The organism is Lichenihabitans psoromatis (assembly GCF_004323635.1).
In the GTDB taxonomy this organism is placed as follows: Bacteria; Pseudomonadota; Alphaproteobacteria; order Rhizobiales; family Beijerinckiaceae; genus Lichenihabitans; species Lichenihabitans psoromatis.
Genome location: NZ_CP036515.1, coordinates 3,176,662 through 3,202,540 on the forward strand (window position 1 = coordinate 3,176,662; position 25,879 = coordinate 3,202,540).

Consider the following 25,879-nt stretch of genomic DNA (forward strand, 5'->3'; position numbering starts at 1 on the left):
TCTGAACGCGCCGTGATGGCGTGAGGAGAACTGGGTGGAGCCGACACCGACGATCCCCGATCACGACGCCGCATCCGCTCCTGTGCGGGTGATGGTTTGCACGACATGCCGGGCCGAAGGCGAGCCCAGCCTGCCGATGGAGGACCGCGCCGGTGCGCGCCTCTTCCGCGCCCTCTCCGACGCGACGAGCGAGGATGCCCGCGTCGACCTCGTGCCGGTGGAATGCCTCAGCGTCTGCAAGCGGCCCTGCACGGTGAGTTTCGCGGCGCCCGGCAAGTGGACCTACATCTACGGCGATCTGCCGGCCGAAACCGCCGCGCCGATCATCCTCGACGCGCTCAAGCTTTATGCGGCCGCCCCGGATGGACTGATCCCGTGGAAGCTGCGGGTCGATGCCATCAAGAAGGGCGTCGTGGCCCGTCTGCCGCCCACTCCCGCGTCCGAAACAGGAAAGACCCTCGTATGACATTGCTCGCCAAGGTTCCGGTTACGGTCGTGACGGGCTTTCTGGGTGCCGGGAAGACGACCCTCATCCGCCATATTCTGGAAAACGCCGGCGGTCGCCGTCTGGCGCTGGTCATCAACGAATTTGGCGACGTCGGGGTCGATGGGGACATCCTACGCTCCTGTGGGATCGAGTCCTGCCCGGAGGAAAACATCGTCGAACTCGCCAATGGCTGCATCTGCTGCACGGTCGCTGACGACTTCGTGCCCGCTATCGAAGCCCTGTTGGCGCTGACGCCGCGCCCCGATCACATCATCGTCGAGACATCCGGTTTGGCCTTGCCGAAGCCGCTCGTCAAAGCCTTCGATTGGCCGGGGATCCGGGCGCGTCTGACGGTTGATGGCGTCGTGGCGGTCGTCGATGCCGCCGCCGTTGCGGCCGGCCGCTTCGCCGACGATCCCGAAAAGCTCGCGGCGCAACGGGCCGCCGATGCGTCTGTGGATCACGATAATCCGCTCGAGGAGGTCTACGAGGATCAACTTCTCTGCGCCGACCTGATCGTGCTGAACAAGACCGATCTGGTGAGTGCCGAGGACCTCGGCCGCGTGAAAGCCGAGATCGCCGCCACCATTCCGCGTGCCGTCAAGGTTGTGGCGACGCAGGACGGCATGCTCGAAGCCGCGATCCTGCTCGGGCTCGACGCCAAGGCCGAGGACGATCTCGCGGCGCGGCCCTCGCATCACGATGCGGAAGAAGGCCACGACCACGACGATTTCGATAGCTTCGTGCTGGCGGTGCCGGCGCTGAGCGACCCGGAGGGTCTGCTGGCCCGCCTCGCAGAGGTCGCGGCCAAGCATGATGTGCTGCGGATCAAGGGTTTTCTCGATCTGCGCGGCAAGCCGATGCGGCTCTTGGTGCAGGGTGTTGGCACGCGGTTCCGCCAGCAATTCGACAGGCCTTGGCGGGCGGGCGAGGTTCGGCAGGGGCGCCTGGTTGTCATCGGCCAAAAGGGCATCGACCGTGCGGCCATCGAGGCGGATCTCTCGGCCCTAACGGCGGAGGCAGCCTAACGGCCGACCATGCATCTGCTGCAAACCCAGGAACGCACGCTCGACGATGAGGCGGCCGCGATCGATCTGGCCCTGAGCCCGGCCGATCTCGTCGTCCTGTCGTTTACAGACAGCGATCTTGCCGTGTCTGCAGCGGCGTTCGACGCCATAGACGGCCAAATGCCGAGTCTTCGGGTCGCCAATCTGGCGCGGCTCAAACATCCCTATTCGGTCGATCTCTTCGTCGAGACACTCGCGCCGTATGCGCGTTTCGTTCTGGTTCGCTTGCTCGGCGGGCTCGACTATTGGCGTTACGGTGTCGAAGAGCTCGGCGCGGCGGCGCGGCGCTACGGCTTTCACCTCGCCGTGGTGCCTGGCGACGGCCGTGAGGATCTGCGCCTCGACAAGGCCTCGACGCTGCCGCAGGACGATCTCCGACGGCTCTGGGCCTATTTCCAATCCGGTGGTTCGGCCAATATTGGGCAAGCCTTGCGGTTCATGGCGTCGCGCGCCGGTCACGCGATGGCGTGGGACGAGCCCAAGCCGGTCCCGCATGCGGGGCTGTTCGAGGCGGGATGTCGGGCCGCTTCCGACACGGCGCCCCATGCCCTGATCCTGTTCTACCGCTCGGCTTTGCTGGCCGCCGATACGGCGCCGATCGAGGCTCTGGCCGATGCGCTCGCGGCGCGCGGCGCGCGGGTCACGAGCCTGTTCGCCACCAGCCTCAAGGATCCGGACAGCAAAGATGCGATCCGCGCCGCGCTGCAATTTGATCCGCCGCAGGTCATCCTCAACACCACCGCGTTTTCGGCGCGGTCCGGTCAGCGGGCCGCCATCACAGATCGGGCCAAGGTTCCGGTGCTGCAGGTCATGCTAGCGGGCGCGACCGCCGAACAATGGTCGGCCTCGACACGCGGTCTTGGGGCCGCCGATCTCGCCATGAACGTCGTGCTGCCGGAGGTGGATGGTCGCATCATCGCAGGGGCGATCTCGTTCAAGGCCGATGCGGATCGTCGGTCCGATCTCGAATTCACGCGGATCGTCCATCGCGCCGAACCCGACCGGATCGCGCATGCGGCCGACCTCGCGATAGCCTGGGCCAAACTCGCTCGCAAACCGCGCCACGCGCGCCGAATCGGCTGTGTGATCTCGGATTATCCGGGCCGCGACGGCCGCACCGGTTACGCGCTTGGTCTCGATACGCCCGCCAGCGTCCTGACGATCGCCGATCACCTGCGCGAGGCAGGTTTCTCGATCGGGGCGATGCCGGATTCCGCCTCGGTGATGCGGCAACTCACGGCGGGTGATCGCGCGCCGGTTCTGTCGCTGGCGGACTACCGTCTTCTCTTCGAGAGCCTGCCGCCCGCTTTTGCCGCCTCGGTCATGGCCGCCTGGGGCGATCCGGGTGACGATCCGGTCGTTAACGACGGGCAGTTTGCTTTTCCGATGCTGCGCTCGGGCACGTTCCTGCTCGCGGTGCAGCCCGATCGCGGTGCGCCACACAACCGGCGGACCGATTATCACGACACCGCGCTGCCGCCGTGCCACGCCTATGTGGCGTTCTATCTTTGGCTGAGGGTCGTCGAGCAAATCGATGCGATGATCCATCTCGGGACGCATGGCACGCTCGAATGGCTGCCCGGCAAAGCTGTCGCGCTGAGCCAGTCCTGCGGACCGGAAGTCGTGCTCGGCCCGGTGCCGGTCGTCTATCCGTTCATCGTCAATAATCCGGGCGAGGCCGCGCAGGCGAAAAGGCGTATCGCGGCGGTCACGATCGGGCATCTGACGCCGCCGCTGATGGAGGCCGGTCATCACGGGGTGACGCTGGATCTGGAAGCCCTGTTCGACGAATACGCTCAAGCCGTCACGCTCGATCAGCGACGCGCAAAGGTGCTGGCCAAGCTCATTCTGGACAAAGCCGCCGAGAGTGGCGTCGCGACCGACTGCGGCCTCGACGCGACGGCCGACCCGGATGCGACCCTGGCGGCGCTCGACGCTTGGCTCTGTGACATCAAGGAGATGCGGATCGGCGACGGTCTCCACGTCTTCGGTCGAAACCCGGCCGCCGTCATTGAAGGCGCAGAGGGCTGCGGGCCGGCTGAATGTGCCGGCCTTCTGACGGCGCTGGATGGCGCGTTCGTCCCGCCCGGTCCGGCCGGAGCGCCCTCGCGTGGGCGGCTCGACGTGCTGCCGACGGGCCGCAACCTGTTCACGGTCGATCCCCGTGCCGTGCCGACCCGGACGGCCTATGATCTCGGTAAGGCGCTGGCGAGCGAGGTCATGACGCGATACGCGCAGGATCACGGCGACTGGCCGCGCAGCTTGGTGCTCGACCTTTGGGGCAGCGCCACGATGCGGACGGGCGGCGACGATCTCGGGCAGGCTTTCGCGCTGATCGGCGTGCGTCCACGCTGGGATCCGGCGTCGAGCCGCGTTCTCGGCTACGATATTCTTCCGTCTGCGCTCCTCGACTGGCCGCGGGTGGACGTGACCTTGCGGATTTCCGGGCTGTTCCGCGACACCTTTCCCGAGCAAATCGCGTTGTTCGATGCCGCGAGCCGCGCGGTCTCGATGCTGGATGAGACGGCGGACGACAATGCCCTTGTGGCGGCGGCGTGCGCGGGGCCGGACGGCGCGCTTCCGCCGCGTGTGTTCGGCGCCGCGCCGGGGCAATATGGCGTCGGCATCGCCCGCACGATCGCGGCAGGCGCCTGGGAGAACCGAAGCGAGCTTGGCGAAGCCTATTTGGCCGCGACCTCGCATGCCTATGGGGCGGGCGAGGGTGTCGAGGCGAGCGCTGCTTTCCGGGCGCAGGTGGGCTCGGCCGATGTTTATCTCCATGTGCAGGACCAGCCGGGCGCCGATCTGCTCGATGCGGCCACCTATGCTGACCATCAGGGGGGCTTCGCGGCAGCCGCCTCCGCGCTCGGCAATACGCCCGCGCTCTATCAAGCCGATACGAGTGTGCCTGGACGGCAAGCGGTGCGTAGCCTTGCCGAAGAGATCGCGCGGACGGTGCGCGGGCGCGCCGGCAATCCACGCTGGATCGCCGGACAGATGCGGCACGGCCATCGCGGAGCGGCGGAGATTGCCGAAACGGTCGATAATCTCTTTGCCTTTGCGGCGACGACAGACGTCGTGCCGAGCCGGCATTTCGATCTTCTCTTCGAAGCGACGTTAGGCGACGAAGCCGTGCGGGATTTCCTGTGCGACAGCAATCCGTTGGCGGCCCGCGCCATCGCGGAGCGCTTCACACAGGCGATCGACCGGCAGTTCTGGACCTCTCGCCGCAATTCCGTCGCCAGCATTTTGGCCGAGATGCTGGAGGGAGGCGCGTGAGCGGGCTCCCTCCCACAACAGAGGACACCGGGAGGCGCGTGAGCGGGCTCCCTCCCACAACAGAGGACACCGGGAGGCGCGTGAGCGGGCTCCCTCCCACAACAGAGGACACCGGGAGGCGCGTGAGCGGGCTCCCTACCAAAGCAGAGGACACCGGGAGGCGCGTGAGCGGGCTCCCTCCCACAACAGAGGACACCGGGAGGCGCGTGAGCGGGCTCCCTCCCACAACAGAGGACACCGGGAGGCGCGTGAGCGGGCTCCCTACCAAAGCAGAGGACACCGGGAGGCGCGTGAGCGGGCTCGGCGGGATGCGGGTCGGCTGGTGTCCGGGCGCGTTGCGGCCGATGATGGCCGGTGACGGCCTCCTGGTCCGTCTCAAGCCACGCGCCGCCGGGCTTTCGGCCTCGCAATGTTTGGCGGTCGCGGACCTCTCGCGGCGATTCGGGAACGGCATCATCAACATCACCGGACGTGGCAATCTGCAGCTCCGGGGCGTGCAGCCTGCAGGGGTCGATCAGCTGGTGTCCTGTCTCGATGCCCTGAATCTCCTCGATGCGACACCGGACGGCGAGGCCGTCCGCAACGTCATCGCGAGCCCGCTGGCGGGTCACGATCCCGATGCGCTGGTCGACATTCGCGCAATCGTCACAGCGCTGGAAAATCGACTGGCGTCGGATCCCGCGCTCTGGCGCCTGCCGCCGAAATTCGCGTGGAGCGTCGATGACGGGGGCTATCTCTCCGTTGCCGATCGGCCGGTCGATGTCGGGTTCGAGGCGATGGTCGGACCGAATGAGGTTCGCTTCGCGATTCGGCTCGATGGCGGTGACGTCGTCGGCTCCTGTTTGGCCGATGCGGTCGTACCGACCGCTCAGGCGCTGGCGGCCGCGTTTCTCGAACTCTGCGCCGTTTTTCAGCTCGAGCCTCACCGCATGCGTGATCTCGTCGCGCGTTGCGGTGCCAAGACCATCTTGGCGCATGCGGGCGTCTCCCGGGCGGACATTCCGGCTCGGGAGCGCCCCGAGCACCTGCCGATCGGAGTGGGGCGGCGAGCCGCCTCGTCGTGGGTCGGGGTCGCGCCGCCGTTCGGTCGATTGGAGGCCGGTGGCCTGGCGGCTTTCGCATCCGCGGTCGCCAGCGGCCCGATCCGTGCGACGCCCTGGCGCACCCTGCTGGTTCCGGGGCTGGACGAAGCGGAGGCGGACCGGATCTGGGCGAGCGTTAGAGGAGAGTTCGGTGGGGCCTCGGGCCTTATCGTCGATCCGGCCGATCCGCGCCTGCGGGTCGCCGCCTGTTCCGGCGCCCCCGCCTGTCTCCGCGCCACGACGCCGGTGCAGGAGGATGCCGGAATCCTGGCTGCCGCGCTGATCATGCCAGGCTCCGGCACCCTGCTGCACGTCTCGGGATGCGCCAAGGGCTGCGCCTATCCGGAGGCCGCGGCGATGACCTTGGTCGGGAGGGAGGGCATCTATGATCTCGTGCGCGACGGCAAAGCGGGCGACCGACCGGAAACGCAAGGGCTGACCCGCGGCGACATGCTCGCGATCATGGTCGACCGGGCACAATCCGTGGGATACGCAGCATCCTCAAGGCTCCGGGAGCAAGCGTTCTGACCACCTATGATTATATCCGCGATGGCGCGGAGATTTATCGCCGCTCGTTCGCCATGATCCGCAACGAGACCGACCTCACTCGCTTCTCGCCGACGGAAGAGCGGGTCGCGGTTCGGATCATTCACGCCTGCGGCATCGTGGAAGCCGTCAACGACATCCTGTTTTCACCCGGCGCGGTGGATTGCGGCATCGCGGCCTTGCGTCAGGGGGCGCCCGTGCTCTGCGACGCCCATATGGTGGCCGATGGCGTGACGCGCGCGCGGCTGCCGGCCGGCAATGCGGTGATCTGCACCTTGCGCGATCCGCGCGTCCTGGCTCTGGCGCAGGATCTCGGAACTACACGGACGGCCGCCGCCATGGAGCTTTGGCGCGAGCATCTGCCGGGATCGGTCGTGGTGATCGGCAATGCTCCGACCGCTCTGTTCCGCCTCCTCGAATTGCTGGATGACGGCGTCGGCGCGCCGGCCGTCGTGGTTGGGATGCCGGTCGGCTTCGTTGGAGCCGCCGAATCGAAAGATGCCCTGTTTCAAGATGGCCGCGTGCCAGCCATGATCGTCAGGGGTCGTAAGGGTGGCAGCGCGATGGCGGCGGGGGCGGTGAATGCCCTCTCGAGCGCAACCGAATGACCAGCCTTTCACGCGCGGGGCGGCTATTCGGCATCGGGCTCGGCCCCGGCGACCCGGAGCTCGTGACCGTCAAGGCGATGCGTTATCTGCAGCGCGCGACCGTAGTGGCCTACTTCGCCAAAGCGGGACGGTGCGGCATCGCCCGCACGATCGCGACCCCATGGCTGTCGCACGGCGTTCGCGAGCTTCCGCTCCACTATCCGGTCACGACCGAGATGCCGTTCGACGGAGACGATTACGTGTCGCTGCTCGGCGCGTTCTATGCCGACGCAGCCGATCTTCTCGCGGTCGACCTCGCGGCCGGACAGGATGTGGTGCTACTCTGCGAGGGCGACCCGCTGTTTTATGGGTCGTTCATGCATCTCTACAGTCGGTTGAGAGAGCGTTTTCCGGTCGAGATCGTGCCAGGGGTGACCGGCATGTCCGGGTGCTGGACGGCCGCCGGCGAACCGATGACCTGGGGCGACGACGTGCTGACCGTGCTGCCCGGCACGCTGGCAGCCGGAGCCTTGCGCGAGCGGATGACCGCGAGCGATGCGATTGTGATCATGAAGCTTGGGCAGAACCTGCCGAAAGTCCGCGCCGCGCTGGATGCGGTCGGCTTGCTCGATCGGGCCATCTATGTCGAGCGTGGCACGATGGAGGGTCAGATGATCCTCCCCCTGCGGGAGAAGACCGACGATCACGCGCCCTATTTCGCCATCGTGCTCGTGCCCGGGCAGGGGCGGCGGCCATGACGGGTGGATCGCTCGCCGTCATCGGCCTCGGGCCGGGACCGGCCGACTGGCTGACGCCCGAGGCCTCGAGGCTGCTCGGCGAGGCGACCGATCTCATCGGTTATGAACCTTATTTGGCGCGTGTCGCCGACCGGCCCGGCCTGATGCGTCACGCGTCCGACAATCGGGTCGAACTCGACCGGGCGCGACACGCTTTGGCGCTGGCCGCCTCAGGGCGGCACGTCGCGGTCGTCTCGGGCGGCGATCCCGGCGTCTTTGCCATGGCGGCGGCCGTGTTCGAGGCGATCGAGGCGGGAGCGCCTGACTGGCGCGGGCTCGACATTCGGGTCGCTCCGGGCGTGTCGGCCATGCAGGCTGCCGCAGCTCGGCTCGGTGCCCCGCTCGGCCATGATTTCTGTGTCATGTCGCTCTCGGATAATCTCAAGCCCTGGGCCATCATCGAGAAGCGGCTGCGGGCCGTGGCCAACGGCGACTTCGTGCTGGCGCTTTATAATCCGGCCTCGAAGGCGCGGCCGACGCAACTCGCGGACGCGTTCGCGCTGCTGCGCGATCTCAAGAACAGCGACACACCGGTCGCCTTCGCGCGCGCGGTGGGTCGACCCGACGAGCGGATCGTCATCACGACGCTCGAGCAGGCTGACGCCAGCCTTGCCGACATGAGCACGCTGGTGCTGATCGGATCGAGCGAGACACGGCTCGTCTCGCGCCCCGACGGTTCGGCATGGCTGCTCACGCCGCGTCATTACGGCGTGCCGCGTTGAGCCTCGATCCAGGCCAGCACGGCGGCGAGATCGTGCAGGACGAGGCCGCTCTCCCGGCTTGGGGGGGCGATCAGGATGACCGGGAGCGCCAGGGCGCGGGCCGCCAGAAGCTTGTCGAAACTTGCGCCGCCGCCGCTGTTCTTCGTGACCAGCACGTCGATCCGCTCGGCGTGCAGCAGGTCGATTTCCTGGTCCACCGGGAAAGGTCCCCGCGCCAGAATCACGCGATGGTCGGGCGGCATATCGGCGGGGGCGGGCGGGTCGATTGTGCGGATCAGGTAATGGTGCTGTGGCGCAGCCAGAAAGGCTGCGAGGCCGAGCCGGCCGCTGGTGACGAACACGCGTTTTTGCGTCGAGCCCAGCGACAATGCGGCCTCGTCCAAGCTGGTGACGGTCGTCCAACGGTCGGTCGGCTCGGGTCGCCAGGGCCGGCGCGTGAAGGTCGCGAGCGGGATTCCGGACAATCCCGATGCTGCCGCCGCATGGGCCGACATACGCGCCGCGAAGGGGTGCGTGGCATCGATCATGGCGTCGATGCGGGTGTGGCGCAGATAGTTGACCAGTCCCTCAATGCCGCCGAAGCCGCCGATCCGATGCGGAATGGGCGGGAGCAGGGGCGTCAGCGTCCGACCCGCCAAGGACAAGATCGGTGCGACGTCACTTCTGCCCGCAAGCGCACGCGCCAGCGCGCTAGCTTCGCTGCTGCCGCCGAGGATCAGAAGTCGCAGCGGTTGGTGTTGCACGGGGTCATCCGATGAAGCCGGCTCCTTGGCTGACGCTGGTCGGCATCGGCGAGGATGGCCTTGATGGGCTGTCGTCTGCCGCACGACGCGCCGTGATGCAAGCCGAGCTGGTCGTCGGCGGCCGTCGGCACCTCGCTTTGGTGGGCGACACGCCGGGCACACACCTGCCGTGGGGCTCGCCGATCGAGGCAACCTTTCCGGCCATTCTGGCGCGGCGCGGCAGCCCCGTTTGCGTCCTGGCCAGTGGTGATCCGTTTCACTACGGGATTGGCTCCGTTCTGGCCCGGCATGTCGATCCGGGCGACATGACGTGCCTGCCGCATGCCTCGAGCTTCAGTCTGGCGGCAGCCCGCCTCGGTTGGGCGCTTCAGGATTGTGGACTGGTGACGCTGCACGGTCGCCCGCTGCAACGGATCGTGCCGTTTTTGCGTCCCGGCAAGCTCATCTTGGCGCTGTCGTGGGACGAGACGACCCCGGCGGCGCTTGCAGCTTTACTCGTGGCACGCGGGTTCGGGCTGTCGCGCCTGACCGTGCTCGAAGCGATGGGCGGACCGCGCGAGCGGATCACCTCCGCGCTCGCACGAGACGTCTGCCTCGACCGTGTCGATCCGTTGAATGTCGTCGCGGTCGAAGTTTTGGCCGACGCGACGGCACGGGTGCCGCCGATAACGCCGGGCCTTCCCGACGACTGGTTCGAGCATGATGGCCAGATCACCAAGTCACGCATCCGGGCCCTCACGCTATCGGCTCTTGCGCCTCAGCCGGGCGGTCTGTTGTGGGACGTCGGAGCCGGATCGGGATCGGTCGGCATCGAATGGATGCTGTCGTGTCCCGACAATCGCACCGTTGCGATCGAGTCCGATCCGGTTCGCGCCTCTCGTGTCGCCCGCAACGCGGCATCGTTCTGGCTGGCCGATCTGCGCGTCGTCGAGGCACGTGCACCTGACGGACTGCAGGATCTTCCCCGGCCCGATGCGATCTTCATCGGCGGCGGCGTGACATCGCCTGCACTGCTCGACTTTTGCTTGGGCGCGCTCGCCCCCGGCGGTCGGCTGGTCGCCAATGTGGTCACGCTCGAGGGCCAGATGCTGCTCGGAGCCGCCTTCGCGGCGCATGGCGGCGATCTCGTGACCGTCAACATCGCTCAAGCCGATCCGGTCGGGCGCTTCCATGGCTGGCGCGCCGCCATGCCGGTCACCCAATGGGTCTGGGTCAAGCCATGACCCGCCTGGTTGCGATCGGGGTCGGGTGCCGCGCCGGTTGTGCGGACGACGCCATCACGCGGCTCGTCGAACAAGCGCGTGCGGCTCTGCCGGCGCGCTATGCCGCATGCGGGATGGCGCTTTACACGATCGAAGACAAACGCCACGAGGCAGGACTCGTCAAGGCGGCCGAGCGCCTTGGCCTCACGCTCGCATTCCTGTCGCGCGACTTGTTGCGGGACGCAATGCCGGGTGTCGCGACGCGTTCGCCCGCTGCCGAGGCCCGGTTCGGTGTCGCATCGGTTTCCGAGGCAAGCGCGCTTGCCGGGGCAGGGCTAGGCGCGACCTTGCTGGTCAAGCGGATCGCCGCCGAGGGAGCGACCTGCGCCATCGCGGCGCCGCCGGAGGACACGCCATGACGGTTCACTTCATCGGGGCTGGCCCCGGTGCGCCCGACCTCATCACGATCCGGGGGCGCGACCTCATCGCAAGCTCGCCGGTCTGCCTCTATGCCGGATCGTTGATCCCGGCGGCCTTGCTGGATCACTGTGCGCCCGGCACCCGCATCGTCGATACGGCGCCGCTCAGCCTGGAGGGGATCGAGGCGGAGTTCCGACGCGCTCACGCGGCTGGGCAGGACGTCGCCCGCCTCCAATCGGGCGACCTGTCGATTTGGAGCGCGCTCGGCGAACAGATCCGGCTCCTCGACCGACTCGGAATTCCATACACGGTCACGCCGGGCGTCCCGTCCTTCGCGGCGGCCGCGGCAGCGCTTTGCACTGAATTGACCTTGCCGGCCCTCACCCAATCGGTCGTCCTGACCCGAACCGGCGGCCGTGCGTCGGCGATGCCGCAGCGCGAACAGCTCAGCGCCTATGCGGCCACGGGAGCCACGCTGGCGATCCATCTGTCGATCCACAAACTCGATGTGGTGCTGGCTGAGCTGATCCCCTTTTACGGCGTGGATTGTCCCGCTGCGGTCGTGGTCCGCGCATCGTGGCCGGATGAGCGCGTGTTTCGTGGCACCTTGTCGAGCCTGGGCGCGGCGGTGGCGGCCGATCCGGTCGAGCGCACGGCACTCATCTTGGTCGGTCCGGTTCTCGGCTCGGCGGATTTTCGCGCGAGTGCACTCTACGATGCCGATTATCACCGGCGTTTTCGCGGCGGCATGGCCTGAGCTGTCAGGCAGTGGTGCGGCAGCCGCTTTCGCCGACGACGCGACCGTCGCGGTCGATCAACACGATATCGAGATCGATGCCCGGACCGAGTGTCGCGGCGGCCGTCTCCCAGGCCGAGGTGGCGACGGGTCGCCCAAGATCGATCCCGCGTTGCTGCATCACATCAAAGGCTTGAGCGATGGTGTTGACCTCCCTGATTAGCGTAACGTCATCCTGCGTGGCGCCGATGCTGACCGCCTTATCGCTCAACCAGGTCCGGTCGACCTCGCCGCGTTTCGAATGAAGATCGAGGAGGCCCTGGCCAAGTTTGCTGATCTTGGCCACGCCGCCCGCGATCGTGACGCGGGGAACCGGATGGCGGCGGAGATACTTCAACATGCCGCCGACGAAATCCCCCATGTCGATCAAGGCGGGGTCGGACAGTGCGTAATGAGCCTGAATGGCCTTTTCCGAGGTGTCGCCGGTCGCGCCCGCGACATGGGGCAAGCCAAGGGCGCGCGCTACGTCGATGCCACGATGGATGCTATCGATCCAGGCCGCGCAGGAATAGGGAATGACGATGCCGGTCGTGCCGAGGATCGACAATCCTCCGACGATCCCGAGACGACCGTTCAAGGTCCGCTCCGCCAGCTTTTCGCCGCCCGGTATCGAGATTTCGACATCGACATCCCGCGGGCCGTCGAACGCGGTCGCCGCTTCGTCGATCGCCGCGCGGATCATGGCGCGGGGCACCGGGTTGATGGCGGGTTCGCCGATCCCCAGCGCCAGGCCGGGCCGCGTCACGATGCCCACCCCAGGGCCCGCGCGAAACAGGATTCCGCTGCCTTCGCTTGCAAGCCGGACTGTAGCCAGTATGACGGCACCATGAGTGACATCGGGATCATCCCCCGCATCCTTGACGATCCCGGCTTGCGCGTAATTTGCAGCGCGCTCCGTGCTGGCCAGCGCGAAGGCGATCCGCTGGCCGTTCGGCAGCGTCACGACCACGGGATCTGGGAACGCTCCCGTCACGAGCGCCTCATAGGCTGCGCGGGCCGCTGCGGTCGCGCAGGTGCCGGTCGTCCAGCCGCGCCGCAAAGCGGCAGAAGTTCGCTCGGTCATGATGGCGGAATGTATGCCGTGTCGTGCGGCCTGAACAGGGTTGCGGCTCGATGAGCGATGTTTCGTTCGCCAACGCGCTTGCCGACCTCTCCCTCCCGCGCCTCGAACCCGGGACGGTGTGGCTGGTTGGCGCAGGGCCGGGCGATCCGGGCCTGCTGACGCTGCATGCGTTGAACGGGTTGAGGCAAGCCGATGTGGTGGTTTACGACGCGCTCGTCGGCGAGGTTGTGCTCGGCTTCGCGCGCCCCGACGCTTTGCGTGAATTCGCCGGCAAGCGAGGCGGCTTGCCGTCGCCCAAACAGCGGGACATCAGCGAACGCCTGATCGAACTGGCTTTGGCGGGTCATCGCGTGCTCCGGTTGAAGGGCGGCGATCCGTTCGTGTTCGGTCGCGGCGGCGAAGAAGCCTTGGCCTTGGCGGCCGCCGGCATCCCGTTCCGCGTCGTCCCGGGCATCACGGCCGGGATCGGCGGCCTCGCTTATGCGGCTATCCCGGCAACCACACGCGACACCAACCGGGCCGTGATCCTGGCAACTGGCCACTCGGCCGGGGGGCTGTCGACTCCAACGATTGGGCCGCGCTGGCCCGGACCGGACTGCCGATCATCCTCTACATGGGCATGACGTTCCTCGACGGCATCGCGGCCGGCTTGATCGAGGGGGGGCTTTCGCCCGAGACGCCGGTCGCGATCGTGACCGATGCGACGTCGGCTCGCCAGCGCATCCTCATCACCACGCTTCAGCGCGCCAAGGTCGATGCGAGGGAGCGTGGTCTGGGAGCCCCGGCGATCGTGGCGATCGGCGAGATCGTCCGCCTGCACGATGTTCTCGCGCCCTATGCGATCACACTCGAGGATCTTGCATGATCCCTGCAACACCCGGTTTCGTCATCGCGGCCCCGCGCTCAGGCAGCGGGAAAACCACGCTGACGCTTGGCCTGCTCCGCGCCTTCGCCCGGCGCGGCCTGCGTGTGGCCGGAGCCAAATGTGGGCCGGATTATATCGATCCCGCCTTCCATGCGGCCGCGACCGGCCGTCCGAGCTTCAACCTCGATACCTGGGCCATGGAGCCGTCGCTCGTGACCGCTCTCGCGGCGCGCTCCGGAGCGGCGTGTGATCTCGTGATTTGCGAGGGGTTGATGGGCTTGTTCGATGGCGTCCCGTCAGAGGCGGGCCGCAGCGGATCGAGCGCCGATGTCGCGGCGGCCCTTGGCTGGCCGGTGCTGTTGATCCACGATGTCGGCGGCCAATCTCAGTCGGCCGCCGCACAGATCAAGGGATGTTGTGATTATGACCCCCGCATCCGCATCGCGGGCGTCGTGCTGAACCGCGTCGGCAGCGAGCGGCATCGGCGGCTGGTGAGTGACGGCATCGCGAGCTTCGGGCTGCCGGTGCTGGGCGCTCTCCCGCGATCGAGCGCAATCGTGCTGCCAGAGCGCCACCTTGGCTTGGTGCAAGCGGAGGAAACCACCGAACTCATCACTCGGCTCGACGCGATGGCGGATTTCGTCGAGGCGCATGTCGACCTTGATGCGGTCCTCGCGCTCGCGACGCGGGGACAACCGAATGTAGGGGCGCATGACGCCGCGCCGGTTCGACCTCCGGGCCAACACATCGCCATCGCGCGGGATTCAGCCTTTTCGTTTTTGTATCCGCATGTTCTGACCGGCTGGCGGGATGCCGGTGCGGCCTTGAGTTTCTTCTCGCCGCTGGCCGATGAAGCGCCTGCCGCCGATTGCGATTGCGCGTGGCTGCCGGGCGGCTACCCCGAATTGCACGCCGCGCAATTAGCGTCCTGTCACTGCTTTCTGGATGGGATGCGGACGGTCGCTACGAACCGGCCGGTGCATGGCGAGTGCGGCGGCTACATGGTTTTGGGTCGGTCGCTCACGGATGCGAGTGGGACCGCGCATGCGATGCTGGGTTTGCTCGGTCTCGAGACGAGCTTCGGCACCCGCAAGCTCCATCTCGGCTATCGCGACGCAAGTCTGCTGGCCGATAGTCGCTTCGGTCCTGCCGGAACGCGACTGCGCGGGCATGAATTTCATTATGCGACCGTGACGAGCGACGGCGGCGATGCGGCGCTGGCAAGCGTGCAGGATGCTTATGGTTCTTTACCAACTCCGTCCGGAACCCGTCGTGGAAATGTCACAGGCAGCTTCTTTCATGCTATTGCCGCACTGCGGGAGGAGAGCGGCCTTGGCAGTGCCGTTAAGCTCCCGTTAAGTTCGAAAGAGCGAAATTAAGCTTCAATTTCCGGACCGTTGCGGGGTCGTCGATGTGTCGTTGGATCGCCTATCAAGGACAGCCGATCTATCTCGACGCCCTCGTCGCGACGCCTGAACGCTCGCTGATCGCGCAATCGATGTGCGCTGCGGAAGCCAAGGTCACCACCAATGGGGACGGGTTTGGGGTTGGTTGGTATGGCGAACGTGAAACACCCGGTCTCTATCGGGAAGTTCGCCCCGCCTGGTCCGACGAAAACCTGAAGAGCCTCTGCTTCCAGGTGCGTTCGGCGCTGTTTTTCGCTCATGTGCGTGCCTCGACCGGTCCGGCAACCGCGCGGGCGAATTGCCACCCCTTCGCGGTGGGCAAATATATGTTCATGCACAATGGGCAGATCGGGAATTATTGCGCCATCAAGCGCCAACTCGACGCTCTCATTCCGGACGATCTCTACCCCTACCGGAGTGGAACGACCGATTCGGAAGCTCTGTTCCTCGCTGCTTTCGCGCATGGCCTGCGGGACGACCCTGTTGCGGCCGTCATCGCGACCCTGTCGATGGTGCATGGCCTGATGCTGGAGGCCCGCATCGCCGAGCCGCTTCGCGCCACGCTGGCCCTGACGGATGGCAAGGATCTCTATGCCTTCCGTTGGGCCTCCGACGCCTGCGCGCCGACGCTCTACTGGCGGCAGACGGAGCATGATCTCATGGTCGTGTCCGAGCCGCTGGATCGCGAGCGGGCGCAGTGGCGCGAGGTGCCGCAGAATTGCGTTCTGGTGGCTCGCGCGGGAGCGCCCGTTACCATCAGTCGACTCGACGATTCGATGCGCCAAGCCGCTTGATCATCGGTCCTTTAGCGGTTCCGATCCGCGGTCGCACGATTCTGCTCGGCTTGTGCGGAATCGCGCTCGCTGGAGCCTGCGCGCAACACGGCGGCCTTTCTGCTCTCGTGTCGAACGCTGCTTTCGCAGCCGACGGACAATCCGGTCTCAAGTTGCCGTCGGAAGCCATTTTCGTGGCCGAAGTCGTGGCGCTGCTGGTCGTCGGTCGTCTCTTCGGCGAGATCATGCTGCGGCTTGGACAGCCCGCCGTCGTCGGACAGTTGCTCGCCGGCATCGTGCTCGGGCCATCCGTATTCGGGTTGTTGCTCCCCGATCTCCATAATCTCGTTTTTCCGGGCGATCACGCGCAGCGGGCCATGATCGACGGCGTCGCGCAACTCGGCGTGCTGCTTCTGCTGCTGCTGACCGGCATGGAAACCGATGTCGGCTTGGTCCGCTCCGTCGGTAAACCGGCCGCGAGCGTCTCGATCATGGGGATCGCGGTCCCGTTCGGCTGTGGCGTGCTGCTTGGGCTCTATGGCCTGCCCGATAGCCTTTTGCCGAACCCCAGCCAGAGGGTGGTCACGGCGCTCTTTCTCGGCACCGCTCTGTCGATTTCGTCGATCAAGATCGTCGCGATGGTGATCGACGAGATGCACTTCATGCGTCGCAATCTCGGTCAGATCATCGTGGCGTCGGCCATCATCGACGATACGGTGGGTTGGATCATCGTGGCCGTAACTTTCGGGCTGGCTCGCCCCGGCGGCCTGAACCTTTTCTCGCTGGTCGGGTCGGTCGGCGGCACGATCATCTTTCTTGTCGTCAGCGCCACGCTCGGACGACGCGTCGTCGCAGCGCTGATCCGGTGGGCGAACGACCACCTGGTCAGCGCGGTGCCGGCCGTCACCATGATCCTCGTCATCATGGGCGTCATGGCCCTGATCACCAACGCGATCGGCGTCAACACCGTGCTGGGCGCCTTCGTGGCCGGCGTGTTGGTGGCGCAATCACCCATCCTGACCAAGCAGGTCGAAGCCGAATTGCGCGGTCTCGTGGTGGCGCTGTTCGCGCCGATCTTCTTCGGCCTCGCCGGCCTCGGGACGGATCTCACGCTGCTCAAGGATCCGACGTTGCTGGCCCTGACGGCCGGCCTCGTTCTGATCGCCAGCCTTGGCAAGTTCGGCGGCGCGTTTCTGGGTGGCAAGATCGGCGGCCTCTCGCGTGACGAATGTCTCGCTCTGGCACTCGGTATGAACGCGCGCGGCTCGACGGAAGTCATCGTCGCGACACTCGGTCTATCGGTCGGCGCCCTCGACAAAACCCTGTTCACCATGATCGTCACCATGGCGGTCTTAACCACCATGGCGATGCCGCCGACCTTGCGCTGGGCCTTGGCGCGGCTGCCGATGAACAAGGACGAGAGCGAGCGGCTGGACCGGGAAGCATTCGAGAAAACCGCCTTCCTCAGCAATGTCGAGCGCTTGCTGGTGGCGGTCGACGACGGAGCGAGTGGCAAATTGGCCTCGCGCCTCGCCGGCTTGCTTGGGCGAGGGCAGGCGCTGCCGATCACGGCTATGTCGCTCGACGCGTCGCAGAGGCCGCCCGTTCTGGAGCAAGCCGGCGCCGGTGTGATGGCGTCCGGGGATAGGGCTCGCTTGCCGGGATCGGAGGATGACGCGGCTGCTGTGCCGATGGACGTCACGGAACGGCCGATCACCGGATCCGACCCGATCGCGGCCGTCGGCGCGGAGGCTCGCAAGGGTTATGGCCTTCTGATGATCGGCATCGAGCCGGCCACAACGCCCGAGGGTGGTCTCGATCCGCGCCTCGCCGAGGTCGTGAAAGCGTTTTCCGGCGCACGGGCCATCGTTGTGGCGCGCGGCCTTCACCGCACGGATCCCGTCCATGGTCCCTTGCAGTTTTTGATCCCGACGAGTGGCACAGGCGCGTCGCGCCGCGCCTCGGAACTCGGCTTTGCACTGGCCCGCGCGAGCGGCGCCTCTGTTACGGCTTTGTTCGTCGGCGACCCGATCGATGCGCCGCGAAGCGGCAAACGGCGGCGCGCCGCGGCGGCGGAGGCAAAATCGCAGATGGGCGCCGACATCCTGCGCCAGACCGCCGCGCTCGCCGCACGGTTCGACATCACGGCCACACCTGTTGTGCGTCAGGCATCCGACAAGGATGCGGCGATTCTCGGACAGGCGCGCCGCGCGGGTGATACGGTCATCGTGCTAGGTGTCTCGATGCGGCCCAGCGATCGCGTCCTGTTCGGCGCCCTGGCCGACTCCCTGCTCGAAGGATCGCAGCACTCACTGCTGCTTCTCGTGGACGACAGCGGGATCGGCTTGGCGGGGTAAACGATCCGCGCCTCGACGATCAAGATCATCAGCCGAGAAGCTTGAGCACACCCATGGCCCGTTTGACCCATGGCCTACGCAACTGGGCCGCGACGAAGCCGAGCGCCGCCCGCCGCGATGTATCGCTGAGGCTTGGCTGCGGGAGCGCAAGAACCGCCAAGTCGCCAAGCGAAATGCCGTGCTCGATCGCGATCGCCCAGGGCACGATCAAATCCTCCGCCCGAGGACCGAGGATGCTCGCCCCGAGCACCTCGCCACGGGGGGTCGCGACGATCGTCGTATGTCCCGCCGTCACGCCGCGCGCGATCGCGCGCTCGTTGTCGGCCAGGGCGGCGCGATGGATCGTGACGTCCCGATGCAGGCGCCGAGCTTCCACCTCATTATGTCCCACCAAGGCGATGGCCGGGACCGTCCGGAGCACGCGGGGAACGAGCTGCGGCTTGAGGCGGACCGGCTGACGGAAGAAGGCCGACCGCAAGACGAGGCCGACCTGGATCGGAATGAGCGTTGCGGCCGACATCTGAGCGCCCGCGACGTCGCCGATCGCATAGACGCGCCGGTTGCTGGTTCTGAAGTCGAGGCGGGTCTCCGGAACGCCGTCGACACAACGGACCTCACCCCGGTCGAGGCCGAGACTTTCGGTGAAAGGTTTGCGGCCCTGAGCCACCAGGAGATGTGACGCCGCCACGATCGTGCCGGCGTCGTCGGCCAGCACGATATCGACGCCGTCCCGATTGGGACGGAGACCACGGACCTCGGTATCGACGATGGCAACGCCGTCGCGGTGCAGCGATGCGTCGATCGCAACGAGGAGTTCTCCGTCGACGTTCAGCCCTTGACCGCCCGTTCGAAGGAGCGTGACCTCCGATCCGAGGCGGCGGTACGCTTGAGCTAGTTCGTAGGCCAGCGGTTCTTGACCGAGTATCGAGAGGCGTGGGGGCAGGGTCGCCAGGGCCGCTATCGTGTCGGTCGACCAGAATCGGATGAGGTCGATCCCATCGAGCCGTGGCACCGTGGGCTTGCCTCCGGTCGCGATCACGATTCGGCGAGGCTTGATGCGGATGTCACCCGCCGCGATTGTCTCGGGATCTGCAAATCGCGCCGTTGCTTGAATTAAGGTCACGCTCAGCGATCGGAGCCGCTCCGCGCTGTGATTGGCGGAGGCGGCCGATACCGCTCGACCGATTCGGTCGCGAAGCATCGCAAACGATCGGTCGCCGTCGTCCCCTTGCGGGAGGGCGGTCCTCGCGCTCTGAATCAGCATGTCGAGCGCAAGATCGGCCGCCTGTCCGCGCCCGAGGCGTGGGGCCGCATCCACGACCACGCAGGAGAGGCCGATCGCGGCTGCTGCGAGCGCCATGGCCGATCCGGCGACGCCGCCGCCGATGATGCAGAGGTCCGGCGTTAGGATGGTAGGCCGGGAGACGTCGGTCATGGTTGCGTTCCGCTTGAGGCTGTTCTTGCGTCGAGTCTTCCGATGAAAGCTCATTGCTGCATGTCAGGCCTCTACAATTGATTAGAGGTGTTGTCGCACCCAGTTCAGGTCTGTCGTCCCGTTCGACATGCCGCAGCGCATTGACTTGCTGGCGAGGCTGCTCCTATAAGACCCACCTTATCCGAGCCGTCGCGCCCGTTGGATTGCGCCGTTGCGTTTTGAGCAATGGGTGATCCGACCGTCGTGGCGTCGGTTTCATTTCAAGCACGGCCTCTGGCGCCGGGCATCAGCGGACCGGAGCAGAGACAGTGAAGAGGACCTACCAACCCAGCAAGCTCGTGCGTAAGCGCCGGCATGGCTTCCGGGCTCGTATGGAGACGGTCGGTGGCCGCCGCATTATTGCGGCTCGTCGTGCACGCGGTCGCAAGAAGCTGTCGGCCTGATCCATCGTCGCGCGTTCGAGGCACTGTTCGGGTTCCTCCTCGCGAACGTAGGTCCAACACGATCGTGATCGTGACTGCGGGTCCCGGCATGTCTGACCTGGTCGGATCATTTGATAAAGCCTCGCGCAACGAGAGTCGCGAGGCTTTTTGCGTTCCTGAGCGGTTGAAACAACGCGCCGACTTCCTGCAAGCCGCACGCGGGACGCGGGTCCATCTCTCGCTGTTCTCACTCCAGGCAGCGAAGCGGCCGGTTCCCGCTCCGTCATCGGACGGCCGCGTCGCTGCCGATCAGGTGGCGGCGGATCATCAGGTGGGTCCATTCAAGCCGCGGATCGGTCTCACGGTCACCAAGAAGACTGGCGGGGCCGTCGAACGCAACCGAATCCGTCGCCGTCTCAAGGAGGCGTTACGTCACGCCAAGGCGCTTTCAACCGAGCCCGATACCGACTATGTAATCGTCGCGCGCCGCGAAGCTCTGACGGTTCCATTCGCAAGATTGATCGCTGATCTCGAAACGGCGGTGCGCAAGGCCGGCGCGCAACTGAAGAGGCCGCGCGGGTCAACGAGACAGCCGGACGAACGGCCCCGCAAAGGCTAACGGATTGTTTCAACCTCTCTCTTCGCGTCAGCAACGACGTTCATCCCCGACGAGTTCAGTGATCGAACCATGGTGAATGAAACCAACAACAAGAACCTTTACCTGGCGATCGCGCTGTCGGTTCTGGTCATCGTCGGCTGGAACTATTTCTACGGCTTTCCACAGGCCCAAAAGGCCCGGCAAGTTCAGGCGCAGCAACAGGGACAGGTCACCTCGAACACCCCGCAACCGCAGGGCGTGACGGGGGCGGCCTCGCCGGCCATTATCCCCGGCGGCGCTGTTCCGGCTGCCGGAACGCCTGAGGCGACGCGGACACGGCAGGAGGCTTTGGCGGCCAGCCCGCGCATCACGCTCGATACGCGCAGCCTGTCGGGATCGATCGATCTCAAAGGCGCCCGGATCGACGATGTCGCGCTTAAAAATTACCGTCTGACCACCGATCCGAACAGTCCGATCATTGAACTGCTATCGCCGTCAGGTTCGCCGCATCCCTATTATGCCGAAGTCGGCTTTGTCGGACAGCCGGGCAGCACCATGGCGCTTCCGGGCGCCGATACGGTCTGGACCGCCGATAGTGATCGGTTGACCGCCGAGAAGCCCGTTACGCTGTCCTACGACAACGGCCAGGGCCTGACGTTCCACCGTACGATCTCGGTCGACGATCAATATCTGTTCTCGATCAAGGACACGGTTGAGAACAAGGGTTCGGCCGCCGTGACCCTGTTCCCCTACGCGTTGATCTCACGCCACGGTAAGCCCGAGGTCTCGAACTATGCGGTTCTGCACGAAGGGCTGATCGGCGTCATCGGCGACAGCCATGTGCAAGAAATCAAATATGACGCGATGGAGAAGGAGACGGACGGCACGCGCACCCTCGATGGGACGGGCGGCTGGATCGGCATTACGGATAAATATTGGGCGACGGCCGTCGTTCCCGAGCAAAATGCAGCGTTCAAGGGACGCTTTTCCGTCAATGGTACGGCGCAGCCGAAGACCTATCAGACGGACGTTCTCGAAAACGGCAAGGATATCGCGCCCGGCCAGTCGATCGACCTGACCACGCGCGTTTTTGCGGGCGCCAAAGAAAACAATACGATCGACAAATACCAGGCCGAGTTTGGCATTAAGAATTTCGACCTGATGATCGATTGGGGCTGGTTCTATTTTATCACTAAGCCCTTGTTCAAGGTTCTCGACTTTTTCTACAAGCTTACCGGCAATTTCGGTGTCGCGATCCTGATCGTCACGGTCTTGATCAAAGGCTTGTTCTTCCCGCTCGCCAGCCGCAGCTATCTGTCGATGGCCAAGATGAAGAACGTGCAGCCCCAACTGGCGGCCATCAAGGAACGTTTCCCGGACGACAAGGCCAAGCAGCAAGAAGCCACGATGGAGATCTACAAGCGGGAGAAGATCAATCCCGTGGCCGGATGTTTGCCGATGGTGGTGCAGATCCCGGTCTTCTTCGCGCTCTACAAGGTCATCTTCATTACGATCGAGATGCGCCATGCGCCGTTTTTCGGATGGATCAAGGACCTGTCCTCGCCTGACCCGACATCCGTCTTCAATCTCTTCGGCCTGATCCCCTGGACGCCCCCGACCCCGCTCATGATCGGCGTCTGGCCGCTCATCATGGGTGTCTCGATGTTCCTCCAGATGAAGATGAACCCGACACCGCCGGACCCGGTCCAAAAGACCATGTTCACCTGGATGCCGGTGATCTTCACCTACATGCTGAGTTCGTTCCCATCGGGTCTCGTGATCTATTGGACCTGGAACAACACGCTCTCGGTTTGCCAGCAATATCTGATCATGCGCCGTGCCGGCACGAAGGTGGAACTGTGGGACAATCTTTCGGGCATGTTCCGGAGGACATGACGCATGACTGAGAGCGCTCCCGCCTATGCCGAACATACGGAGTCGGGTCGGCTGTTGTTCGCGCAATCCTGCGACTTCATCTTCGGCTCGCCCACGGTGGCGGCTCTGCCACCGCTGGCGGCGCCGGAGATCGCCTTCGCGGGTCGCTCGAACGTCGGGAAGTCGTCACTCGTCAACGCGCTGACCAATCGCAAGACTCTGGCCCGGACGTCGAACACGCCCGGCCGGACTCAGCAGCTGAATTTTTTCGCGCTCGGTGACAACCTGCGTCTCGTTGATATGCCGGGCTACGGTTACGCGGCTGTCAGCAAGACCATGATCGCGAGCTGGGGAAACCTCATGCGGGACTTCCTGCGCGGGCGCTCGACCCTGATGCGCGTTTACCTCCTGGTCGATGGCCGTCACGGCCTGAAGGAGAGCGACGGCGAGATGATGGATCTATTCGATAAATCCGCGATCTCCTATGCGATCGTCCTGACCAAGCAGGATGAGGTCAAACTCGCGGATCGTCCGAAGCGGATCGCCGAGACGGAAGCGGCGCTGGCGCGTCGCCCGGCAGCTTTTCCAACGGTTCTGTTCACCTCTGCCGAAACGGGCGAGGGAATCGCCGATCTCCGGGCCAGTATCGCTCTGCTCTTGCATGAGCGCGCCGGCTGAGGCATCTGCTGACCTCGCGCATCACCGATGGGTATTCCATGCCGACGAACCCGAGACTGAGCGATACCCCGAAGGGGAGCCCCGAGGAACAGGCCGAGATCCTGATGCAGGCTCTGCCGCATATGCTCCGTTACGACGACCAGACCGTCGTCGTAAAATATGGCGGCCATGCCATGGGGAATGAGACCGTGGCGCGCGATTTCGCACGCGACATGGTCCTGCTCGAGCAATCGGGCGTCAATCCGGTGGTGGTCCATGGTGGTGGACCGCAAATCGGCGCGATGCTGAAGAAGCTCGGGATCGTCTCGCAGTTTTCGGGCGGCCTGCGGGTCACCGACAGTGCCACGATCGAGATCGTCGAGATGGTTCTCTGCGGATCGATCAACAAGCAGATCGTGGGCTTCATCAATGCCGAAGGTGGCCGGGCGATCGGGCTTTGCGGTAAAGACGGCAATATGGTCACGGCCAAGAAGCTCGAGCGTCCCGTCACCGAGGACGACGCGCATCATGAGGATCATGTGGACCTCGGCTTCGTCGGCGAACCCGACCGGATCGACACCACGGTGCTCGATCAGGTCCTGGGTCGCGAACTGATCCCCGTGTTGGCTCCGGTCGCGCAAGGGTCGGATGGGGAGACCTACAACGTCAACGCCGACACGTTCGCGGGAGCGATCGCTGGCGCGCTCAAGGCCAAGCGTCTGCTGTTCCTCACCGATGTTCCGGGTGTGCTCGACAAGAATAAGCAGATCATCAAGGAATTGAAGGTCGATGATATTCGGCGATTGATCGCCGACGGCACGATCACGGGCGGCATGATTCCGAAAGTCGAGACGTGCATCTATGCCTTGGATCAAGGCGTCGAAGGCGTGGTGATTCTCGATGGGAAAGTCCCACATGCGGTCCTGCTCGAATTGCTGACCGACCACGGAGCCGGCACGCTGATCACGCGATGACTGATCTCGACAAGTCGATGGCGATCGCGCGCGACGAGCCTGCGCCCGATACCCTTGATGATCTGACGATCAGCACGGCGATTCCACGTGCGCGGTCGCAAGACGTCGCGTCCCGGTTTGCCCATGTTCACACCTGGGTGTTCGACCTCGACAACACACTTTATCCGGCCGACAGCACGCTCTGGCCGCAGATCGACCGTCAGATCACCCTGTTTCTGATGAACCTGTTTGGCATCGATGGGCTCTCGGCCCGGGCGCTCCAGAAATATTACTATCGGCAATATGGCACGTCGCTGCATGGCCTGATGATCGAGCATAAGATCGGCCATACCGAGTTTCTGGCTTTCGCGCATGACATCGACCGGAGCGACTTGCTCCCCAATCCCCGGCTCGCCCAGGCAATCGCGCGGCTTCCGGGACGCAAGCTGGTCCTTACCAACGGATCGCGCGACCATGCTCTGAAGACGGCGGCACAGCTCGGGCTGAACGATCTCTTCGAAGACGTGTTCGATATTGTCGCGGCGGATCTCGTGCCGAAGCCGGATCCGGTGGCCTATGACAAGTTTTTCGCCCAGCATGCGGTTGACCCGCGCCGGGCCGCCATGTTCGAGGATTTGTCGCGCAATCTCATCGTTCCGCACGAGCGCGGGATGCTTACGACACTGATCGTGCCGACATCAACGAGTTTAGACCATCGCGAGGCCTGGGAGCAGCTGGGCGGGGGCGATGTGCATGTCGATTTCGTCACCGATGACCTGACTCAGTTCCTGGTCGATCTCATGCCGCTTGGATCGTAGCGGAGCCAGATGCAGCACGACACGCGTCGTGCTGCATCTTGTCCCTACTTGGTGCCGGCGATCTTGTCGGCCAGGAGCGCGATCGTGCGCGAATAGACCGCGCTTGCGTTCCACTGCTGGATCACGGCGAAATTAGCCTCGCCCGGATCCCAGCCCGCTCCAGCCTGCCAGCCATAGCCTTGGAGATATTTGGCGGTCGACGCCAGCACGTCGGGAACGCTATGGACGAGATCGCGACGCCCGCTGCCGTCGAAATCGACCGCATATTTGATGTAGGACGACGGCATGAACTGCGTTTGGCCGATTTCACCCGCCCAAGCACCGCGCATCGAGGACGGGCTCATGTCGCCCCGCTGAACGATGCGGAGCGCGTCGGTTAATTCAGCCCGGAACTTGTCTGGACGCCGGCAATCATAGGCCAGGGTCGCAAGCGACCGAATGGTTTCGAACTTGCCCATAAAAGCGCCAAAGTCGGTCTCGAGCCCCCAAATCGCAACGATCACCGGCGCCGGAACGCCATATTGGCTCTCGATGCGCGAGAACACATCGGCATATCGCTTGATGAGACTTTTACCCTTGCTGATGCGATAGGCATTGGCCATACGGGCCGAGAATTGCTCGAAACTCTGCTTGAAGACTTTCTGGCCACGATCGTGCGAGATCGTTTCGCGATCGTAGGTCACATTCCCGAGAGCCGCGTCGATCGTTCCTTGCGAAATGCCGGCCGCTGCCGCCTCGCTCTTGTAGCTCTCGAGCCAAGCCGGGAACCCCGCCGGATCCGAACAGGATGCCGCATAGGCCGTTGAGCCGGCGGCGAGCGAGAATGTCAGGCCGACGATCGGCAACAAACGCTTGAAAAGGCGCATCGGGCGGCGGTTTCCTTCGGCTTGCGACGACCCCTTCACGTCTCGAAGGGCCATCGCGAACTA

At 65.2% G+C, this 25,879-nt stretch carries 23 protein-coding genes and 1 pseudogene; 20 read left to right on the top strand and 4 right to left on the bottom strand.

Going from position 1 to position 25,879, the window contains the following annotated elements; translation table 11 throughout:
• The first annotated feature begins 34 nt into the window (after nucleotides 1–34).
• The 7 genes from EY713_RS14740 (at nucleotide 35) to cobJ (ending at nucleotide 8,567) form a co-directional block, all read left to right on the top strand.
• The gene (locus EY713_RS14740; RefSeq protein WP_342635951.1) at nucleotides 35–466 is read left to right on the top strand and encodes a DUF1636 family protein; all 432 of its coding nucleotides are present in this window, start codon (nucleotides 35–37) and stop codon (nucleotides 464–466) included.
• Nucleotides 463–1,515 carry a cobalamin biosynthesis protein CobW gene (gene cobW / locus EY713_RS14745; RefSeq protein WP_131116048.1) on the top strand — a complete coding sequence of 351 codons (1,053 nt, stop codon included), beginning with the start codon at nucleotides 463–465 and terminating at the stop codon, nucleotides 1,513–1,515. The genes EY713_RS14740 and cobW overlap by 4 nt, the downstream gene beginning before the upstream one ends.
• A gap of 9 nt (nucleotides 1,516–1,524) precedes the next feature.
• Entirely contained in the window at nucleotides 1,525–4,833 is a 3,309-nt protein-coding gene (cobN, locus tag EY713_RS14750) for a cobaltochelatase subunit CobN (protein WP_131116050.1), read from the top strand.
• A 290-nt stretch (nucleotides 4,834–5,123) separates the two neighbouring features.
• Complete coding sequence (gene cobG / locus EY713_RS14755; RefSeq protein WP_131116052.1) at nucleotides 5,124–6,443, top strand: precorrin-3B synthase; 1,320 nt, start codon at nucleotides 5,124–5,126, stop codon at nucleotides 6,441–6,443.
• 53 nt (nucleotides 6,444–6,496) lie between these two features.
• Nucleotides 6,497–7,069 carry a precorrin-8X methylmutase gene (locus EY713_RS14760; RefSeq protein ID WP_245572736.1) on the top strand — a complete coding sequence of 191 codons (573 nt, stop codon included), beginning with the start codon at nucleotides 6,497–6,499 and terminating at the stop codon, nucleotides 7,067–7,069.
• On the top strand, nucleotides 7,066–7,806 hold the full coding sequence (locus tag EY713_RS14765; protein WP_131116056.1) for a precorrin-2 C(20)-methyltransferase: 741 nt from the start codon (nucleotides 7,066–7,068) through the stop codon (nucleotides 7,804–7,806). The genes EY713_RS14760 and EY713_RS14765 overlap by 4 nt, the downstream gene beginning before the upstream one ends.
• Complete coding sequence (gene cobJ, locus EY713_RS14770; RefSeq protein ID WP_131116057.1) at nucleotides 7,803–8,567, top strand: precorrin-3B C(17)-methyltransferase; 765 nt, start codon at nucleotides 7,803–7,805, stop codon at nucleotides 8,565–8,567. The genes EY713_RS14765 and cobJ overlap by 4 nt, the downstream gene beginning before the upstream one ends.
• Here cobJ and EY713_RS14775 read toward each other — a convergent pair.
• Nucleotides 8,549–9,310 (bottom strand): cobalt-precorrin-6A reductase, encoded by a 762-nt coding sequence (locus EY713_RS14775; protein ID WP_245572737.1) that lies wholly within the window; start codon nucleotides 9,308–9,310, stop codon nucleotides 8,549–8,551. The genes cobJ and EY713_RS14775 overlap by 19 nt on opposite strands.
• A gap of 11 nt (nucleotides 9,311–9,321) precedes the next feature.
• On the opposite strand from EY713_RS14775, the gene cbiE reads away from it, so the two are divergent.
• From cbiE to cobM, 3 genes are read left to right on the top strand one after another with little or no spacing between them, the layout of a single operon-like run.
• Complete coding sequence (cbiE, locus tag EY713_RS14780) at nucleotides 9,322–10,533, top strand: precorrin-6y C5,15-methyltransferase (decarboxylating) subunit CbiE (RefSeq protein ID WP_131116059.1); 1,212 nt, start codon at nucleotides 9,322–9,324, stop codon at nucleotides 10,531–10,533.
• Nucleotides 10,530–10,931, top strand: a complete 402-nt coding sequence (locus tag EY713_RS14785) for a cobalamin biosynthesis protein (protein WP_131116061.1) — start codon at nucleotides 10,530–10,532, stop codon at nucleotides 10,929–10,931. Before cbiE ends, EY713_RS14785 begins: the two co-directional genes overlap by 4 nt.
• Nucleotides 10,928–11,689, top strand: coding sequence for a precorrin-4 C(11)-methyltransferase (cobM, locus tag EY713_RS14790; RefSeq protein ID WP_131116063.1), 762 nt, complete (start codon nucleotides 10,928–10,930; stop codon nucleotides 11,687–11,689). The genes EY713_RS14785 and cobM overlap by 4 nt, the downstream gene beginning before the upstream one ends.
• Before the next feature lie 4 nt (nucleotides 11,690–11,693).
• Here the strand turns inward: cobM and EY713_RS14795 are convergent, their stop codons facing one another.
• Nucleotides 11,694–12,791, bottom strand: a complete 1,098-nt coding sequence (locus EY713_RS14795; protein WP_131116065.1) for a cobalt-precorrin-5B (C(1))-methyltransferase — start codon at nucleotides 12,789–12,791, stop codon at nucleotides 11,694–11,696.
• A 50-nt stretch (nucleotides 12,792–12,841) separates the two neighbouring features.
• On the opposite strand from EY713_RS14795, the pseudogene cobA reads away from it, so the two are divergent.
• From cobA to EY713_RS14815, 4 genes and pseudogenes are all read left to right on the top strand, one after another.
• Nucleotides 12,842–13,656: pseudogene (cobA, locus tag EY713_RS14800) on the top strand (uroporphyrinogen-III C-methyltransferase).
• The gene (locus tag EY713_RS14805; RefSeq protein ID WP_131116067.1) at nucleotides 13,653–15,035 is read left to right on the top strand and encodes a cobyrinic acid a,c-diamide synthase CobB; all 1,383 of its coding nucleotides are present in this window, start codon (nucleotides 13,653–13,655) and stop codon (nucleotides 15,033–15,035) included. Before cobA ends, EY713_RS14805 begins: the two are co-directional and overlap by 4 nt.
• A 32-nt stretch (nucleotides 15,036–15,067) precedes the next feature.
• Entirely contained in the window at nucleotides 15,068–15,856 is a 789-nt protein-coding gene (locus EY713_RS14810) for a class II glutamine amidotransferase (protein WP_131116069.1), read from the top strand.
• On the top strand, nucleotides 15,853–18,192 hold the full coding sequence (locus EY713_RS14815; protein ID WP_245572738.1) for a cation:proton antiporter domain-containing protein: 2,340 nt from the start codon (nucleotides 15,853–15,855) through the stop codon (nucleotides 18,190–18,192). Before EY713_RS14810 ends, EY713_RS14815 begins: the two co-directional genes overlap by 4 nt.
• A gap of 28 nt (nucleotides 18,193–18,220) precedes the next feature.
• Here the strand turns inward: EY713_RS14815 and EY713_RS14820 are convergent, their stop codons facing one another.
• A complete protein-coding gene (locus EY713_RS14820) occupies nucleotides 18,221–19,627 on the bottom strand; it encodes an FAD-dependent oxidoreductase (RefSeq protein ID WP_165491142.1) in 1,407 nt (468 codons plus the stop codon).
• Between the two features lie 308 nt (nucleotides 19,628–19,935).
• Between EY713_RS14820 and rpmH the strand changes: the two genes are divergently transcribed.
• The 6 genes from rpmH to EY713_RS14850 all read left to right on the top strand — a co-directional run bounded on the left by rpmH (nucleotide 19,936) and on the right by EY713_RS14850 (nucleotide 24,950).
• Nucleotides 19,936–20,070, top strand: coding sequence for a 50S ribosomal protein L34 (gene rpmH / locus EY713_RS14825; protein WP_131116073.1), 135 nt, complete (start codon nucleotides 19,936–19,938; stop codon nucleotides 20,068–20,070).
• A gap of 88 nt (nucleotides 20,071–20,158) precedes the next feature.
• Nucleotides 20,159–20,668 carry a ribonuclease P protein component gene (gene rnpA / locus EY713_RS14830; protein ID WP_131116076.1) on the top strand — a complete coding sequence of 170 codons (510 nt, stop codon included), beginning with the start codon at nucleotides 20,159–20,161 and terminating at the stop codon, nucleotides 20,666–20,668.
• A gap of 69 nt (nucleotides 20,669–20,737) precedes the next feature.
• Nucleotides 20,738–22,543: a membrane protein insertase YidC gene (gene yidC, locus EY713_RS14835; protein ID WP_131116078.1), complete on the top strand. Its 1,806-nt coding sequence runs from the start codon at nucleotides 20,738–20,740 to the stop codon at nucleotides 22,541–22,543.
• A 3-nt stretch (nucleotides 22,544–22,546) separates the two neighbouring features.
• Complete coding sequence (gene yihA / locus EY713_RS14840; RefSeq protein WP_131116080.1) at nucleotides 22,547–23,200, top strand: ribosome biogenesis GTP-binding protein YihA/YsxC; 654 nt, start codon at nucleotides 22,547–22,549, stop codon at nucleotides 23,198–23,200.
• 38 nt (nucleotides 23,201–23,238) lie between these two features.
• Nucleotides 23,239–24,153: an acetylglutamate kinase gene (gene argB / locus EY713_RS14845; protein ID WP_131116082.1), complete on the top strand. Its 915-nt coding sequence runs from the start codon at nucleotides 23,239–23,241 to the stop codon at nucleotides 24,151–24,153.
• Nucleotides 24,150–24,950: a pyrimidine 5'-nucleotidase gene (locus EY713_RS14850; protein WP_245572739.1), complete on the top strand. Its 801-nt coding sequence runs from the start codon at nucleotides 24,150–24,152 to the stop codon at nucleotides 24,948–24,950. Before argB ends, EY713_RS14850 begins: the two co-directional genes overlap by 4 nt.
• 44 nt (nucleotides 24,951–24,994) lie before the next feature.
• Here the strand turns inward: EY713_RS14850 and EY713_RS14855 are convergent, their stop codons facing one another.
• Nucleotides 24,995–25,816 (bottom strand): lytic murein transglycosylase, encoded by an 822-nt coding sequence (locus tag EY713_RS14855; RefSeq protein ID WP_131116084.1) that lies wholly within the window; start codon nucleotides 25,814–25,816, stop codon nucleotides 24,995–24,997.
• Between the last annotated feature and the right edge of the window lie 63 nt (nucleotides 25,817–25,879).